At 33.6% G+C, this 16,514-nt stretch carries 15 protein-coding genes and 1 pseudogene; all 16 read left to right on the plus strand.

Annotated features, from left to right (window positions below; translation table 11 throughout):
- Positions 1 to 30: 30 nt before the first annotated feature.
- On the plus strand, positions 31 to 2,211 hold the full coding sequence (locus BUC45_RS04245; RefSeq protein ID WP_296970588.1) for a DNA translocase FtsK: 2,181 nt from the start codon (positions 31 to 33) through the stop codon (positions 2,209 to 2,211).
- 107 nt (positions 2,212 to 2,318) lie between these two features.
- A pseudogene (locus BUC45_RS04250) lies at positions 2,319 to 2,516 on the plus strand (helix-turn-helix transcriptional regulator); the annotation flags it as partial.
- Positions 2,517 to 2,699: 183 nt separating this feature from the next.
- Complete coding sequence (locus BUC45_RS04255) at positions 2,700 to 3,167, plus strand: DUF4115 domain-containing protein (RefSeq protein WP_296970590.1); 468 nt, start codon at positions 2,700 to 2,702, stop codon at positions 3,165 to 3,167.
- 156 nt (positions 3,168 to 3,323) lie between these two features.
- Positions 3,324 to 4,649 (plus strand): 30S ribosomal protein S12 methylthiotransferase RimO, encoded by a 1,326-nt coding sequence (gene rimO, locus BUC45_RS04260; protein WP_296970592.1) that lies wholly within the window; start codon positions 3,324 to 3,326, stop codon positions 4,647 to 4,649.
- Positions 4,650 to 4,919: 270 nt separating this feature from the next.
- Entirely contained in the window at positions 4,920 to 5,348 is a 429-nt protein-coding gene (locus BUC45_RS04265; RefSeq protein ID WP_296970594.1) for a hypothetical protein, read from the plus strand.
- Between the two features lie 24 nt (positions 5,349 to 5,372).
- A complete protein-coding gene (locus BUC45_RS04270) occupies positions 5,373 to 6,848 on the plus strand; it encodes an AAA family ATPase (protein WP_296970596.1) in 1,476 nt (491 codons plus the stop codon).
- Between the two features lie 222 nt (positions 6,849 to 7,070).
- Complete coding sequence (locus tag BUC45_RS04275) at positions 7,071 to 8,315, plus strand: competence/damage-inducible protein A (protein WP_296970597.1); 1,245 nt, start codon at positions 7,071 to 7,073, stop codon at positions 8,313 to 8,315.
- A gap of 51 nt (positions 8,316 to 8,366) precedes the next feature.
- Complete coding sequence (thpR, locus tag BUC45_RS04280; protein ID WP_296970599.1) at positions 8,367 to 8,921, plus strand: RNA 2',3'-cyclic phosphodiesterase; 555 nt, start codon at positions 8,367 to 8,369, stop codon at positions 8,919 to 8,921.
- A gap of 71 nt (positions 8,922 to 8,992) precedes the next feature.
- Positions 8,993 to 10,030: a recombinase RecA gene (gene recA, locus BUC45_RS04285; protein ID WP_296970601.1), complete on the plus strand. Its 1,038-nt coding sequence runs from the start codon at positions 8,993 to 8,995 to the stop codon at positions 10,028 to 10,030.
- Between the two features lies 1 nt (position 10,031).
- Positions 10,032 to 11,027 carry a metallophosphoesterase gene (locus BUC45_RS04290; RefSeq protein WP_296970603.1) on the plus strand — a complete coding sequence of 332 codons (996 nt, stop codon included), beginning with the start codon at positions 10,032 to 10,034 and terminating at the stop codon, positions 11,025 to 11,027.
- Position 11,028: 1 nt separating this feature from the next.
- A complete protein-coding gene (locus BUC45_RS04295; protein ID WP_296970605.1) occupies positions 11,029 to 12,471 on the plus strand; it encodes an AAA family ATPase in 1,443 nt (480 codons plus the stop codon).
- Between the two features lie 28 nt (positions 12,472 to 12,499).
- Positions 12,500 to 12,742 carry a hypothetical protein gene (locus BUC45_RS04300; protein WP_296970606.1) on the plus strand — a complete coding sequence of 81 codons (243 nt, stop codon included), beginning with the start codon at positions 12,500 to 12,502 and terminating at the stop codon, positions 12,740 to 12,742.
- A 2-nt stretch (positions 12,743 to 12,744) separates the two neighbouring features.
- Positions 12,745 to 13,419: an ATPase gene (locus tag BUC45_RS04305; protein ID WP_296970608.1), complete on the plus strand. Its 675-nt coding sequence runs from the start codon at positions 12,745 to 12,747 to the stop codon at positions 13,417 to 13,419.
- A 227-nt stretch (positions 13,420 to 13,646) separates the two neighbouring features.
- Positions 13,647 to 15,185, plus strand: coding sequence for a ribonuclease Y (gene rny, locus BUC45_RS04310; protein ID WP_303872632.1), 1,539 nt, complete (start codon positions 13,647 to 13,649; stop codon positions 15,183 to 15,185).
- Positions 15,186 to 15,289: 104 nt separating this feature from the next.
- Positions 15,290 to 16,054 carry a TIGR00282 family metallophosphoesterase gene (locus BUC45_RS04315; RefSeq protein ID WP_366749692.1) on the plus strand — a complete coding sequence of 255 codons (765 nt, stop codon included), beginning with the start codon at positions 15,290 to 15,292 and terminating at the stop codon, positions 16,052 to 16,054.
- A 100-nt stretch (positions 16,055 to 16,154) separates the two neighbouring features.
- Entirely contained in the window at positions 16,155 to 16,415 is a 261-nt protein-coding gene (locus tag BUC45_RS04320) for a stage V sporulation protein S (protein WP_013778367.1), read from the plus strand.
- The last annotated feature ends 99 nt before the right edge of the window (positions 16,416 to 16,514 follow it).

Here is a 16,514-nt window from a genome sequence, read left to right on the forward strand (position 1 = left end):
AGAATAATAAAATTACTGAGGTGTAATGAAATGGCAAAATCAACACAAAATACTAAAAATATAAAAAGCGATATTCAGTGGGAAATTAATGGGCTTCTTTTAATTTCATTTGGAGTGCTTGGGATTTTTTCAATATATACCAATGCCGTTGGTGCAGTAGGAAACTTTATAAGTAAAAACTTCAAGGGGTTTGCCGGTCAAGCTGCCTTATTAATCCCAATACTAGTAATTCTTACAGGCGTGTACTGCTTGTATTATAAGAAAAAACCGAATATATCCTTCCGAACAGTTGGACTCCTTATTATTTTTATAGTAATGGTTTTGTTGCTCCATTTAAAACCTCATGCAACCTTGCTCGAAATGAATTTCATAAATCGATTGAGAGCAAGTGCTGATATAGGTGTAGAAGGAGTTGGAGGAGGAATTTTAGGCGAAATAGGTTTGTCATTCCTAATAAGTATTTTTGGCATTACCGGATCTACAATATTGATGATTACTTTTATAATTATAGGCACTATCATGATTACAGGAAAGCCGCTAACGGATTTAATACAAAAAATAAAGCCATCTATTAAAAATAAAAGCATCCCAATAAACCCACCATCTCAAAACAAGAATATAAAAGTTGTAACTAATATGATAGATGAATCTTCTGTTTGCGAAAACGATAATAGGAGAATAGAAGAAGATGTAATTTTAAAAAACCAGGAAGAAAAGCAAACTGAAAAGTTGGAAAAAGGTAGAGAAGTTAAGGAAGAACCAATTATTATAAATGGCAACAATGACGAAGAAAAAAAATATAAACTACCTCCTGTATCTCTGCTGCGTAAAAATACTATCAAACAAGGTGGTTTCAGTGAAAAAGAATTATTAAGTAATGCACAAATTCTCGAAAACACATTAGAAAGTTTTGGCTTACAAGCTAAAGTGATACAGGTTAATTGTGGTCCAACTATTACGAGATTTGAAGTGCAGCCGTCTCCAGGCACAAAAGTCAGCCGAATTGTTAACTTAGCTGATGATATAGCTTTAAGCTTAGCTGCCTCTGATGTTAGGATAGAAGCTCCTATTCCAGGGAAAGCAGCGATTGGTATAGAAGTTCCAAACAAAGCTAAATCTCCTGTATATTTACGAGACGTATTAGAATCGACAGAATTTCGTACATCTATATCTAAATTGACTATAGCGTTAGGTAAGGATATAGGCGGAAATCCTATGGTTACAGATTTGTCGGACATGCCTCATCTTCTAATTGCTGGAGCAACCGGATCAGGCAAAAGTGTTTGTATAAATTCAATTATATCCAGCATTTTATACAAAGCATACCCCAATGAGGTAAAGTTTATGATGATAGATCCAAAAGTTGTCGAATTGGCAGTATATGATGGTATTCCACATTTGTTGACTCCTGTAGTCACCGATGCTAAAAAAGCTGCTGCAGCTCTAAATTGGATGGTAACAGAAATGGAAAGAAGGTATCAAGCCTTTGCAAAAGAAGGTGTCCGAGAAATAGCAAGGTATAATGAATTAAACAATGAAAAGCCAATGCCTAAAATATTGGTAATAATTGATGAATTAGCTGATTTAATGATGGTTTCTCCAAGAGAAGTCGAAGATAGTATATGCCGGCTTGCTCAGATGGCAAGAGCTGCTGGTATACATTTGGTGGTGGCCACTCAGAGACCATCTGTAGACATAATAACAGGTCTAATTAAGGCAAATATTCCTTCTAGAATTTCCTTTGCTGTTTCTTCGCAAATAGATTCTAGAACCATACTAGATATATCCGGTGCTGAAAAACTACTTGGTAAAGGAGATATGCTTTTCTTTCCAGTTGGGGCATCTAAGCCCACTAGAATTCAAGGGGCCTATATATCAGAAGAAGAAGTTGAAAATCTGGTAGATTTTAGCAAGAAACAAAGAGAACCTAAATACGAAAAAAATCTTTCCGATTTTAATGAAATAGAGGCTGATAATAAAAGACATGAAGAATCTGATGAGTTATTCCAAGAGGCTGTGTCATTGGTGTTGGATAACGGTCAGGCTTCTATTTCTATGTTGCAACGGAGGTTAAGAATAGGATATGCACGCGCAGCAAGACTTATCGATGAAATGGAGGAACGTGGATTTATAGGCGGATATGAAGGTACTAAACCTAGAGAGATCTTAATTACCAAAGAATATTTTGATCAATATGTTAATAGTCAATAAATTTTCAAGGAAATGCCAAATATATTAAATCAAAGTGTCATCTTACCTTAAATTGAAAAAGAGCAGAATAGGAGGGGGCGGAAAAACTGAGCTGTGACATTAATGATATCAAAACTCCAACAGAACTTGGTACATATTTAAAAAGCACTAGAGAACAAGCAAATATATCTATAGAACAAATACAAAAAGAAACAAAAATAAGAACAAAATACTTAACGGCCATTGAAAATGGTGATTTTTCCGTAATACCAGGTGGCGATGTTTATATTAAAGGTTTTCTAAAAAATTACGCTGATACCATTGGGCTTGATTCCGGTGCAGTTATCGAAATCTATAAAAAGGTAACCGGTAAAGAAAAGGAAGAGGAAGAAACAGACTCGGCTGTTTCATTAACACAATATTCGGCAAAGGTAGACGATCTATCCGGTAAGCCGAAGCATAAAATCGTTAGCATTGCCGTCTTATTAATAATATTTTTGATATTAGCAGTGACGTTTATAAAAGCATTTAAGCCAAAGCATTCTCTGCATGAAACAAAACCACCTATGTCTCAAAGCTTACCTGAAGATGAAACTAATAAATCAGATGTTGAAGATACTACACATAGCATAGAAGACTTAAATAATGTGGTGAATACTAAAGATACAAAGGATGCAGGAGTAATAATTGAGGTAGTTGAAGACTCAAAGCAGCAGACAGTATATGTTATTGATGATGATTTTGTTGAAGTAACTATGAATGTTATAGACGGCAGATGCTGGATTTCTGTTATGAAAGACGATATTGTCGACTTTGAAGGAACTTTAAATACAGGAGAAACGAAAACCTGGAGAGCAGAAAAAGATATTAATATAAGAATAGGGAACCCTCCTGTGACTAATTTAGTGATTAACGGTAAAGACTTTGGAAGGCCTGCGGGAGAAGCCCGAAACTTTATTTTTAAGAGAAGAACTTAGAAAGTTCTTCTCTTAATTTTATTTATATTTTACTTTTAGGTCCAATATGGGATTATAGGTGAACAAAAATTAATGAATCTATATATCTTTACACACAGTTGTAAAATAAGTATACTTATTAATATATAATTTAGTTAGATTATCAGGAGGAGAAAATTGACTATAAAAATAGGTTTCATATCATTAGGCTGTGATAAAAATCTTGTTGATTCGGAATATATGTTAGGCATACTTAAAAAACACAATTACACTATCACAAATAATGAAAATGAAGCACAAATCATAATAATTAATACTTGTGGTTTTATTAAAGAGGCTAAACAAGAGTCTATAGACACAATTCTAGAAATGGCTCAGCTTAAAAAACTCGGCAAATGTAAATTGCTTATAGCTACAGGGTGCCTTGCTCAGCGGTATAAAAGTGAGTTATTAACAGAAATACCTGAGCTTGATGCCGTTATAGGCACGGGGGATTTTGATAAAATATGTGAAGTAATTCAACAACTAGATTCAAATAAAATTAATCTTACTAATAATTATAGTTTTATTGATTATGATATTCATAATCGTGTAAGAATTTATCCTTATACTTCTTTTGTAAAGATAGCCGAGGGATGTGATAATTATTGCTCATATTGTGCGATTCCATTTATTAGGGGCTCATATAGAAGTAGAAAGATTGCAGCTATCAAAGAAGAAGTTAAAATTCTTGCTGCTCAAGGGGTTAAAGAAATAAATCTTGTGGCTCAGGATACCACAAACTATGGAGTAGATATTTATGGGCGACCGTCACTTCCTGAATTATTGCAAGAACTTATAAAAATAGATGGAGAATACATGATAAGGATTTTATATGCATATCCAACAAATATCAATAAGGAACTATTAGATGTAATGCAGAGCAGTAACAAAATAGCCAACTATCTAGATATACCTTTACAGCATTTCAATGATAGGATTTTACGACTTATGGGCCGACCTACTAATAGTCAATCTATAATTACACTCATAAATAATATAAGAAGCAGGTTGCCTGAAATAACTTTAAGGACAACTTTTATAGTTGGCTTTCCTACTGAAACAGAAGCTGAATATGAGCAACTACTTGACTTTATAAAACAGTATAAATTTGATAAAGTAGGAGCTTTTAAGTATTCTCAAGAAGAGGGTACTGTTGCAGCTACACTTATGCCACAGGTACCTGAGAAAACTAAGCAGAGAAGATATAACAAATTAATGGAGGTTCAAAGTTCTATTTCAAAAATAAAAAATCAAAAATTCAAAGGAAAGATTCTAAATGTATTAATCGAAGGCTATGACCAGGAAAATCAATTATTTATTGGTCGTTCTGAAAATGATGCCCCTTTTGTTGATGGAATAGTTAAGGTCTTATGTGATAACGGTAACTGTGAGTTAGGTCAAATATATCCAGTAAAGATTCTGGAAACTTATGAATATGATTTATTAGGAAAATTGCTGTAAGAAATTTAATTTACCATGTTATTGTTTTAAAATCTCTGTAAAAAAAGTTCAGATTATCCATTTAAAATAAAAATTAGAAGGCATTGCTAAAAGATGCCTTTTTTTCAAAGGACAATTAAAAAATGGTATGCTATAATGATATTATGTAAACAATTGTGAGGTGAACGTTTATTGAGTCATGATAAATACAAGATTTTTCGAATAATAGCCATTTCTATCATCTTCTTGTTGTTAATGTTAGCATTTCAATGGCATTATACTAAAAATGTCATGACAAAAACCTTAGAAAAGGAATTACTTCAAAATAAGTATGTAAGTAATATCCAAGTAAAAGAAGAGAAAGAAAAAATTATTGTATATGTTACATTTAAAGATGTGGATAATTTAATGGAGGCTTACAGTACAATACATGGTATAATGGAACGCCAGTTAAAAGGTCGACCGTTTGAATTAGAAATTGTTAATCAAGCTAATAAAATGATAAGCGACCTATACAATAATGAGATACAGTTTATCATATATGAAGCCTTGCAGACTGGAAAGTTTACTGAAATGAAAACCAGACTTGATGATGCCAAAGCTAAAAATACAACATTAGAACCTGTAGAAATTAAAGTGTTTATAGATTTAGATAATCTTTATTTACAGATAAAACTTAACGAGTCTAGTTTTTATAAGGTAATTAGTCGAGAGGTCTAAATGGGGAATAGGAGGAGAGGAGAATTGTTGCTTGAAGTTGGGATTGGCTTAGGAATAGCCTTTTTGGCATTTCTTTTAATAAATGGCATAAATGTGCTGCCGATGATTATCATGTTAGGCTTTGCATATATGCTATATAATATCTTAGACAAAGGCAATTTAATGAAAAATCCAGCAAAAATTATTTCAAATACTCAAGACATAACCTTTGACAAAATCGGTGGACAAGAAGTAGCTAAAAATGAGCTGTTGGAAGCGCTAGACTTTATCAAGAACTTTGATGAAGCAAAAAAAATGGGGATTCGCCCTCTTAGAGGAATAATGTTAGTAGGAGCTCCTGGTACAGGTAAAACTCTTATGGCAAAAGCTGCTACATCATATATAGATTCAATTTTTGTTTCTGCCTCCGGAAGCGAATTTATAGAGATGTATGCCGGCGTTGGTGCGCAGCGGGTTAGACAATTATTTGAAGGAGCACGCACTATGGCTAAGAAAGCATCTAAAAAACACGGTGTTATTTTTATAGATGAAATTGAAGTCATAGCGGGAACCCGAGGCAGAAATACAAGTCATCTAGAATATGACCAAACATTAAACCAATTATTAGTTGAAATGGACGGCATTTCTTCTAATGATGATATAAATTTACTTGTTATTGCTGCAACAAATCGGCCAGATATCATTGATCCTGCACTGATGAGACCGGGCAGGTTTGACCGTATTGTAAAAGTGGATCTTCCTGATAAAGATGGAAGACTTGAAATACTGAAATTGCATACTAAAGATAAACCACTCGATATTGATGTGGATTTAGAACAAATAGCAAAAGAAACATTTGGATTTTCTGGGGCTCATTTGGAAAATCTTTGCAATGAAGCAGCTATTTTTGCAATGAGAGAACAAAATAAAAAAATTAGTCAAAAAAATTTTATAGAGGCAATTGACAAGGTTATCATGGGTGAAAAACTTAATAGAAAGCCTACTGAGGATGAACGTAAACGAATTGCAATTCATGAGAGCGGCCACGCTCTGATAAGTGAATATTTTAATCCCAATTCAGTTTCGACTATAACTATTACTTCCAGAGGTCAGGCTCTTGGATATATAAGACAAACACCAGAAGATGATATATATCTTTACACAAAACAGTATTTAGAATCACAGATAGCGGTAGCCTTAGCTGGAGCGGTAGCCGAAGAAAAATTGTTAGGAGACAGCAGTACAGGAGCATCCAATGATTTTGAACAGGCTGTAGATTTAGCGAAAAAGATAATATTTTCTGGCATGTCTGAGTTAAGTGTAGTAGATAAGGATTCACTACCTTCAGAAAAACTTCATAAAGTCATTTCAAACATATTGTTACAACAAAAGTCAATAGTTGAAAATATTATAGAGGAAAAACAAGATGTTTTAAAATTAATTGTTGATTATCTAATGGAAAATGAAAAAATAGATGGTAATAATTTTAGGAAACTACTACTAAAATCTCAGGTAGCATAAAAGTCATTTCAAAAAAAATATTTATTCTTTTTCTTCGTATTAAAAAAGGAAATCATGTAAAAAACTAGAATAATGTAATTGATATAGTTTGTTTTACTATTGAATTTAAATCTAGTTTAGAAACCTTCTTTTTCAATTTAGCATCAACATATAACGTATCGACTTTTTACAGTAAAATCAAATCTACAATAAACAAATTGTTTTAATTTGAGGTGACATTATTTGAAAGCTGAAATAATAGCTGTTGGCACTGAACTTCTGTTGGGACAAATACCTAATGTAAATGCTCAAATTATATCTAAAGCTTTGCAAGAAATTGGCATAGATGTTTATTATCATACGTGCGTTGGAGATAATCAGGATAGATTGAGCGATGTTTTTAAAACAAGTTTTGCTCGCTCTGATATTATTATTTTAACAGGAGGGCTAGGTCCTACAAAGGATGATTTAACTAAAGAAACTGTATCCAATTTTTTAAATATACCACTTAAAGCTGATAAGCATTCTCTAGATAAAATGAAGAGCTTTTTTGCTCATAGAGGAAGACCTATTGCTGAAAATAATTATAAACAGGCTCTAATTCCTGAAGGAGCTTATGCTATAGAAAATAAAAATGGTACTGCTCCTGGAGTATTGTTGAACAATAATGGAAAAATAATTGTTATGTTGCCAGGACCACCCGCAGAAATGGAACCAATGTTTAAGGAAGTTGTCATTCCATATCTTTCAAAAATGTGTAATGCTACTATTTTTTCAAGAGTTTTGAAATTTTATGGTATTGGAGAATCAGACCTTGAAGAAAAGCTCAAAGATTTAATATCTCAGCAAACTAATCCAACAATTGCTCCTTTGGCAAAAATGGGTGAAGTTACTGTAAGATTGACGGCAAAAGCCAAAAACAGGATTGAGGCACAGAAAATTATAAAGCCTGTAGAAGACGAGATAATAAAAAGAATTGGTAGCTTTTTATATGGATTTGACGATGATTCAATAGAAAAAATAGTAGCACAATTATTATTTAACTCTAATAAAACTATTTCTATAGCTGAATCATGTACAGGTGGTTTAACGGCTCATAAACTTACTAATATACCTGGAATATCACAACAGTTTGATAGAGGTATTGTTTCTTATAGTAATAGAGCAAAACATGAATTACTTCAAGTTAAGCTGGATACTATCAGAAAATATGGTGCTGTAAGTGAACAAACAGCTGAGGAGATGGCTCGAGGCATAAGGCTTTCTTCTGGCTCTGATATTGGAGTATCAATAACGGGGATAGCCGGTCCTGATGGTGGCACTCATGAAAAACCCGTTGGATTAGTATATATCGGATATTCTGATTCTAAAACCACATATGTTGAACAACACTTTTTTAATGGCAATAGGATAGTTATTAAGGAACGTTCTGCTAGCAGCGCATTACATTTAGTAAGGAAAATGATACAAGGCTTAATAAGCGATTAAATTAAATAAGTAGAGTTTTAGATATAGAGAATTTTCTTTTTTCAGGAGGATATGAAAGTGAGATGCTTTATATCTATTGAGTTAGAATCTTCAATTAAGAACAATATAAACGATTTTATCTTACAAAACAATTTAAGCAAAATTTTTAGTGGTGTAAGATGGATAAAACCTGATAATCTTCATATTACCCTTGCCTTTTTAGGTGATATTTCCGCAGACAGAATTTCAGATGTAAAGAAGATACTAACAAAAATAGCACCAAATCATATGCCGTTCTCTATCGACTTATCAGACCTAGGTTTTTTCCCTAATCTTAAAAACCCTAGGGTGTTATGGATTGGTATTAAAGAGCAACCAAATCTTTTGAAACTGAAAGATGACATAGATAAGAGGTTAGATGCTTTTAATATTTCTTATGACAAGAAGCCATTTTCACCTCATTTAACTATAGGAAGAATAAGGGAGCCTTTAAAAATCGAACCCAAGGCTGTAGCAGAAATGGAATTTAAAGCTTCCTTTTTAGTCACGGAAATATATCTAATGAAAAGCGATTTATCTCCCACTGGGGCAAGCTATACTAACTTATATAATGTGAAACTTGGCTGAAATAACTTTCTTGACTTGATTCATTTATACTAATATAATATATTAAAGAACATATGTTTGGAGGTTTATAAATGGCTGAAAAAGAAAAAGCTTTAGAAATGGCTATTACTCAAATTGAAAGGCAATTTGGCAAAGGTTCGATAATGAAATTAGGGGAAGCTGCAGCAAGATTTAATATAGAAGCTATTTCTACTGGTGCTCTACCTTTAGATATTGCTTTAGGTGTCGGCGGAGTTCCTAGGGGTAGGGTGATAGAAATATTCGGCCCTGAATCTTCAGGGAAAACTACTGTAGCACTGCATATAATTGCCGAAGCACAAAAGGGCGGAGGTACGGCCGCATTTATTGATGCTGAACACGCACTTGACCCCACTTATGCAAAAAATCTAGGAGTGAATACGGATGATTTATTGATATCCCAGCCCGACACAGGTGAGCAAGCCTTGGAAATAGCAGAAACTCTTGTCAGAAGTGGTGCTGTAGATGTTGTAGTTATCGATTCGGTAGCAGCTCTTGTTCCAAAGGCTGAAATAGAGGGCGAAATGGGAGATGCACACGTAGGCTTGCAAGCAAGGCTTATGTCCCAAGCCTTAAGGAAACTGTCAGGGGCAATCAGCAAATCTAATACTGTAGCTATTTTTATAAACCAGCTCAGGGAAAAGGTAGGTATAATGTTTGGAAATCCGGAAACTACTCCAGGAGGCAGAGCTTTAAAGTTTTATTCTTCAGTGCGTTTAGATGTAAGGCGAATTGAAACACTAAAACAAGGTGAAGAAATGCTTGGGAATAGGACGAGGGTTAAGGTAGTGAAAAATAAAGTTGCTCCTCCGTTTAAGCAGGCAGAGTTTGATATAATTTATGGCGAAGGGATATCAAGAGAAGGATGTGTGTTAGATTTTGCTGTAGAAGAAGGACTTATTCAAAAAAGCGGCGCATGGTATTCGTATGGAAAAGAAAAAATTGGTCAAGGTCGGGAAAATGCCAAGCAATACCTAAGAGAGCATCCGGAAATTTTGCAAGATGTAGAGTTGCAAGTAAAGCAAAAATATAATTTGATTAAATCTGAACCAACCAATGAAAAGGATGCTAAATCTAAAGAAGGAGCCTAATATGAGAATCCTTTTTTTTACAGACACTCACATTCGCGGTACTAATCCACAAAATAGGACGGATAACTTTTTGGAAACTTTGTATCAAAAAATAAAAGAAGTTTTTGATATTGCTCAAAAAAATAACGTTGATATGCTACTGCATGGTGGGGATATTTTTGATCGGCCAGATATTGCACCTTCATTGGCTCGAGATTTTGTGCTTTTAATAAACAAGTATTCTTTACCTGTTTACGCCGTAGCAGGTAATCATGATATATATGGACAAAATCCGCTCACTTTAAACCGAACAATGTTAGGTCTGTTAGACGGAGCTGATGTCGTTAAGTTAATAAAACCTGGCGAAAAATTATACTTCATGGCAGGCGATAAAAAAATACAACTTACAGGTCAGCATTACTATTATGGTATTGATGCTGATGATGAAAAGAAAGGTTATATAATAAAAAAAGATCCAGATGTTGATATTGCTATACACATGGTCCATGGAATGCTTTTAGAAAAACCATTTTTTGAAGGCATGGCATATACGCTGATTGATAGAATACTTGAAACTGAAGCTGATATAACTTTGTGCGGACATTACCATACAGGTTTTGGCACCAAATATATTGATGGAAAATACTTCATAAATCCGGGAAGCTTAGTGAGAATTAATAATAGTTTAAATGAGCTTTTGAGAATGCCTAAAGTGATATTTTTAGATATCGAAGATGGAATAAAAATACAAGAAATTTATCTTAAAAATGCTATGCCAGGTGAAGATGTATTGGATCGGTCTAAAGTTGAAGCATTGTCCTTTAGGGATAAAAAACTTTCACAGTTTATACAAAGTGTTTATTCGACCGGTCAGTATGATACTTTTGATATTAATCGCATCATAGAACAGATTTCAAAACAAGAAAACTTAAAAGATGAGGTGGTCCAAGAAGCCTTAAAGAGAATCGGCAAGGCTCAAGAGCTATTAGGGAGTGAAAGTAACCTAGAGGTGAATTAATTTGGGTTTAATCAAAAGCCTTAAACTGAAAAATTTTCAATCACATAAAGAAAGCCAAATTGATTTTGATGAAGGTCTTACGGTGATATTAGGTCAGACAGACCAAGGTAAAAGTGCTATTATAAGAGCTCTGAAGTGGGTTTTATACAACGAACCACGAGGCACGGATTTTATAACAGCAGGTTCTAAATTTTGTCAAGTTACTTTGGAGATGGAAGATGGTTCAATAATAATACGGGAACGAGATGGTCAACGAAATCGGTACATATTAGTACAAAATGGGCAAGAGCAGGTTTTTGAGGGATTTGGCAACAGTGTTCCTTTAGAGATAACAAGAGCTCACGGGATACCAAAGATAAATATTGACAAAGACGCTACTTCAGCGGCAAATCTTGCAGAACAACTTGAAGCTCCCTTTCTTATATCAGAAAGCGGAAGTAATAGGGCTAAAGCATTAGGCAGACTTGTTGGAATTCACATTATTGATGCTGCACAGAGAACTACTTTAAAAGATATATTTGATGCTGAACAACGGCGCAAATTACTATACAAGAATATAGAGAACTTAAATAATGAACTTCTATCATATCAAGATATTGATGCAATAGCGAAAAAAATATCCAATCTTAATGACGCTTTAAAAAAACTGAAACAAAACAAAATTAGTTTGGCAAAATTAATACAGATGCGCCAAGATCTTGAATCGGTGAATTGTGAAATTGAAAAAAATAAAAGTATATTACTCAAGCTTGATTTCATAGACAGAATAGAAAATAATATTATGCTACTTGATGCATTATACGTAAAACATCAATATTTATTTGAGTTAATGAGGAAATTAAGACAAATTATTGATTCTGAAAAAGCCGAACAAGATATTATCAGTGTTACACAAAGCCTCACATCAATCGAGAATTCTTATTTCATTATTTTAGAACTAAATAAAACATTAGGCAAATTGAGAAGTATTAATGATAATTTTAAAGATAATGATAAAAATTTAAAACATGTAAACATAATCTTAAGCAAAACTCAGGATGTTTTTAGCGCAGAAAATAATTTATTAGAATCACAAAAATTGATGGAAATCGAAAAAAAATATTTATTAATATATAATCAATGGGAACTAGTAAACCAACAACTTGATTTTCAAAAGAAAGTAGTTGGTAAATATAGTCAACTAGAAAAATCTGAACAGTATTTAAATAGTTTAACCCAAAAATTGTCAGAGTTGTTTTTGTTACAAGATATAAGAAAGTCAATGATAAATGTGGAATTATCGATAAAAAAAGGTGATGATTATTTACAAAAAGTTTTAAACAGCCTAAATACAATGGCCAAAGAATACAGTCAAATGTTAGAAAAATTTGCCATATGTCCCACATGCTTGAAACCTATAGATGAAAAAACAACTCAGAAAATAGTTTTAGATATACTAAATTGATTTCTTTAAGAGGCAAGAGGTGAGAAATATGGATCCAGAAAAAGAAATTCATGAATTAAAACAGAAAATAGATAAGGCCAAGGCTATGAGATACAAAGCAGAAGCACGTTTGGAAGAACTACAAAAACAAAAGCAACTTATTCTAGATGAACTAGATAAGCTAAATGTAAAACCTGAAAACTTGGATAAGGAGATCGAAAAAATTAGCAACGAAATCAAAGATTTATTGAAAAAGACAAAAGATTTACTTCCTGAAAACTTAGAGGTGTAAATATGATTGAGGATATAGATAGGATTATAGCTACTATTGAAAAGTATACTCAGCAATTAATTATAGAATATAGTGTAAAAAAAAGCATTAAAGAAAAACTTGAAAATGAACTAACTATTAAACAAAACGAGCTTGAGCAAGCAACAAATCTAATTGATATATTAGAGCAGGTTAGATTTCTTCTGCAGCGAACATCCGAATATGCACGAGAACAGATAAAACAGCAAATAGAAATGTTAGTTACTCACTGCTTGCAATTCGTTTTTGGTCCAAATCTTGAATTTGAAATTGAACTGAGTGAGGTCCGTGGTAAAGCTAACGCCGAATTTTATGTTATATCAACTTACGATGATGTAAAAATTAAAACAAAACCCCAAGATGCGAGAGGCGGGGGAATTGTTGATGTTATATCGTTGGCACTTAGAATAGCAGTTATCCAAAGCACTAATGCATATAAGGAAGGTCCACTGATTTTAGATGAACCTGCTAAACATGTTAGCAATGAATATATAGGCAATGTGGCACAATTTTTGAAGCAAATAAGCGACATTTTTCACCGCCAGGTAATTATGGTGACTCATAATCAGTATTTAAGTGAAATAGCTGATCTTGCATATAAGGTAGAATTAAAAAATGGAGTTAGTGAGGTAGTAGTATATAATAAGTTGGAACAGTAGATTATGCTAACAGTGCATACTGTTTGTTTTTCTTGACATGGTTATTAAAAAAGTATAAAATTAACATGTAATGAAACCTTGTTCTACTTCAGTCATGATTGGTTCGGGGGCGCGATTGTAAATTAAATTAGAGCACACACTAACTCTATTTAATTAATAAAAGCCGAGTTCCCCTCGGTTTTTATTGTTTTATGTCAATTGTTATATGTTACAGGAGGTGAAATAGTATCAACGGTGTAAATATAATAGTTACTCTAGCTACTGGATTGATAGCTTTAGCTGTGGGATATTTTATTCGAAAATACATTGCTGAAGCTAAAATAAATTCGGCAGAAGAATCAGCCAAAAAAATTGTGGAAGATGCTGAAAATAAAGCCGAATCCATTAAAAGAGAAGCTCTTGTAGAAGCAAAGGAAGAAATACTAAAACTTAAGAACGAAGCTGAAAAAGAGCTACGTGAGAGACGAAATGAACTGCAACGTTCTGAGAGAAGATTAATTCAGAAAGAAGAGGGAATTGATAAAAAAATTGAGGCTATTGAAAAAAAAGAAGAAGCTGTAACTAAAAAGCAAAATGAAATAAGCCAAATTCACGAAAAAGTTAATGAATTATATTCTCAGCAGATTGCAGAACTTGAGCGAATTTCATCATTAACTACTGAGGAAGCTAAGGAATTCTTGTTAAATAAAATTAAGGATGAGATACGTCATGATGCAGCTATAATGATTAAAGAAATTGAAACACAAGCAAAAGAAGAAGCTCAAAAAAGAGCAAAAGAAATTATTTCGTATGCAATTCAAAAATGTGCTGTGGATCAAGTCGCAGAAACCACTGTTTCAGTGGTAGCTCTGCCCAATGATGAAATGAAAGGACGTATTATTGGAAGAGAAGGACGAAATATTAGAGCACTAGAAACTCTTACTGGAGTGGATCTTATTATTGATGATACTCCAGAAGCAGTCATTCTTTCTGGATTTGATCCCATAAGACGTCAAGTAGCTAAAATTGCTTTGGAAAAACTTATTTTAGATGGAAGAATCCACCCTGCACGGATTGAAGAAATGGTTGAAAAAGCTCAAAAAGAGGTTGATAGCATTATTAGGGACGAGGGCGAAAAAGCAACATTTGATACTGGAATTCATGGCCTTCACAGCGATCTCATAAAATATCTTGGAAAATTATATTATAGGACAAGTTATGGCCAGAATGTATTGCATCACTCTATAGAGGTTGCGCACCTAGCAGGGGCTATGGCAGCAGAACTTGGAGTCGATGTCAAACTTACAAAAAGAGCCGGTTTGTTGCATGATATTGGAAAAAGCATTGATCAAGAAACAGAGGGTCCCCATGCATTATTAGGAGCTGAATTAGCAAAAAAATACGGTGAATCATTTGAGGTTGTAAATGCTATAGCATCCCATCATAATGATGTTGAGCCTCAGACTGTAGAAGCAATATTAGTTCAGGCGGCAGATGCAGTATCAGCCGCAAGACCTGGAGCTAGAAGAGAAACTTTGGAAGCGTATATAAAACGTTTAGAAAAACTCGAAGAAATAGCTAATTCATTTTCTGGCGTAGAAAAGTCCTATGCAATACAGGCAGGACGTGAAATTCGAATTATGGTAAAACCCGAGGACGTTGACGATTTAGGTGTTTTAGAAATAGCTAGAAGCATTGCTAAAAAAGTAGAAGATGAATTAGAATATCCCGGTCAGATTAAAGTGAATGTCATAAGAGAAACTCGGGCTACAGAGTATGCAAAATAAAGTGCGCAAAGCTGCGCACTTTTTTAAAACCCATACCATCATACATAATGGAGTATTTAAAATAAATGCAGGAGCTGAAACAATTGAAGATACTAAGAATATTAATGATTGGAGATATCGTAGGCAGACCAGGAAGAACCATAATCAGAGAAAAATTATTATTTTTAAGAAAAAAATACGAAGTCAATTTTATTATTGCAAATGGTGAAAATGCTGCAGGTGGAAACGGCATAACAGAAAAAATTGCTCAAGAGCTTTTTATAAGTGGCGTTGATTTTATAACCACAGGCAATCATGTCTGGGACAATAAAGATATTTTTAATTTTATAGATACGGAAAATCGCATAATAAGACCAGCTAATTATCCGAACAGTCCAGGAAAAGGTTATCAGATAGTTCAAATTGGGGCAGGCACGAAAATCGGTATCTTAAATATTTCAGGAAGAACATTTATGTCTCCTCTTGACTGCCCATTTAAAGCTGCGGATCTGATAATACAAGAGATGAAGAACGTAACAAAAATAATTGTAGTGGATTTCCATGCTGAGGCTACTTCGGAAAAAATAGCTATGGGATGGTATCTTGATGGCCGAGTTTCTTTAGTTGCAGGAACTCACACACATGTACAAACTGCTGATGAAAAGATACTCACAAATGGGACAGCTTATATAACTGATATAGGAATGACAGGGCCGTGTAATTCAGTTCTAGGTATAGAAAAAGAAAGAGTCATAAACAAATTTATATCTCAAATGCCGGTAAGATTTGAAGTAGCCAAAGGATCTGCTGAAATAAATGGAATAATTGTGGATATAGATGAATCAACAGGAAGAGCTTTAAAAATTCAAAGAATTAGGGAATCAACATGAAATTAAAATATTCCCTTAAAACTTTTTCAAAAAACAAGGATTTTTCATTAAAATATAGAATAGAATATTAAAAGCAAATTATGCAGGGAGGAATTAAATAATGGAAGTGTTAAAGGTATCAGCTAAATCCAATCCAAATTCGGTAGCAGGAGCACTGGCAGGTGTCCTACGGGAAAGAGGGGGAGCCGAAATTCAAGCGGTTGGCGCGGGAGCATTAAATCAAGCAGTAAAAGCCGTAGCTATTGCAAGAGGATTTGTTGCCCCTAGCGGTGTAGATCTGATTTGTATTCCAGCTTTTACTGACATTGAAATTGACGGTCAAGAAAGGACAGCTATAAAACTAATTGTTGAACCTCGTTAGTTCAAATGATTTATTTCAAGGTTTAACTTGATTGCTTACAAAAAATTATAAATGTATCTATTCAATTAATAAATAAGAACAATAAGTTTTTAATCCGAC

The organism is Tepidanaerobacter sp. EBM-38 (genome assembly GCA_001896545.1).
GTDB lineage: Bacteria > Bacillota > Thermosediminibacteria > Thermosediminibacterales > Tepidanaerobacteraceae > Tepidanaerobacter.

Coding starts and splice junctions, on each gene's coding strand:
- BUC45_RS04265 (WP_296970594.1), top strand. CDS start 4,920: ATGACAAAAACCTTAGAAAAGGAATTACTTCAAAATAAGTATGTAAGT.
- BUC45_RS04315 (WP_366749692.1), top strand. CDS start 15,290: ATGATTGGAGATATCGTAGGCAGACCAGGAAGAACCATAATCAGAGAA.
- BUC45_RS04290 (WP_296970603.1), top strand. CDS start 10,032: ATGAGAATCCTTTTTTTTACAGACACTCACATTCGCGGTACTAATCCA.
- BUC45_RS04305 (WP_296970608.1), top strand. CDS start 12,745: ATGATTGAGGATATAGATAGGATTATAGCTACTATTGAAAAGTATACT.
- BUC45_RS04245 (WP_296970588.1), top strand. CDS start 31: ATGGCAAAATCAACACAAAATACTAAAAATATAAAAAGCGATATTCAG.
- BUC45_RS04320 (WP_013778367.1), top strand. CDS start 16,155: ATGGAAGTGTTAAAGGTATCAGCTAAATCCAATCCAAATTCGGTAGCA.
- BUC45_RS04300 (WP_296970606.1), top strand. CDS start 12,500: ATGGATCCAGAAAAAGAAATTCATGAATTAAAACAGAAAATAGATAAG.
- recA (WP_296970601.1), top strand. CDS start 8,993: ATGGCTGAAAAAGAAAAAGCTTTAGAAATGGCTATTACTCAAATTGAA.
- thpR (WP_296970599.1), top strand. CDS start 8,367: ATGAAAGTGAGATGCTTTATATCTATTGAGTTAGAATCTTCAATTAAG.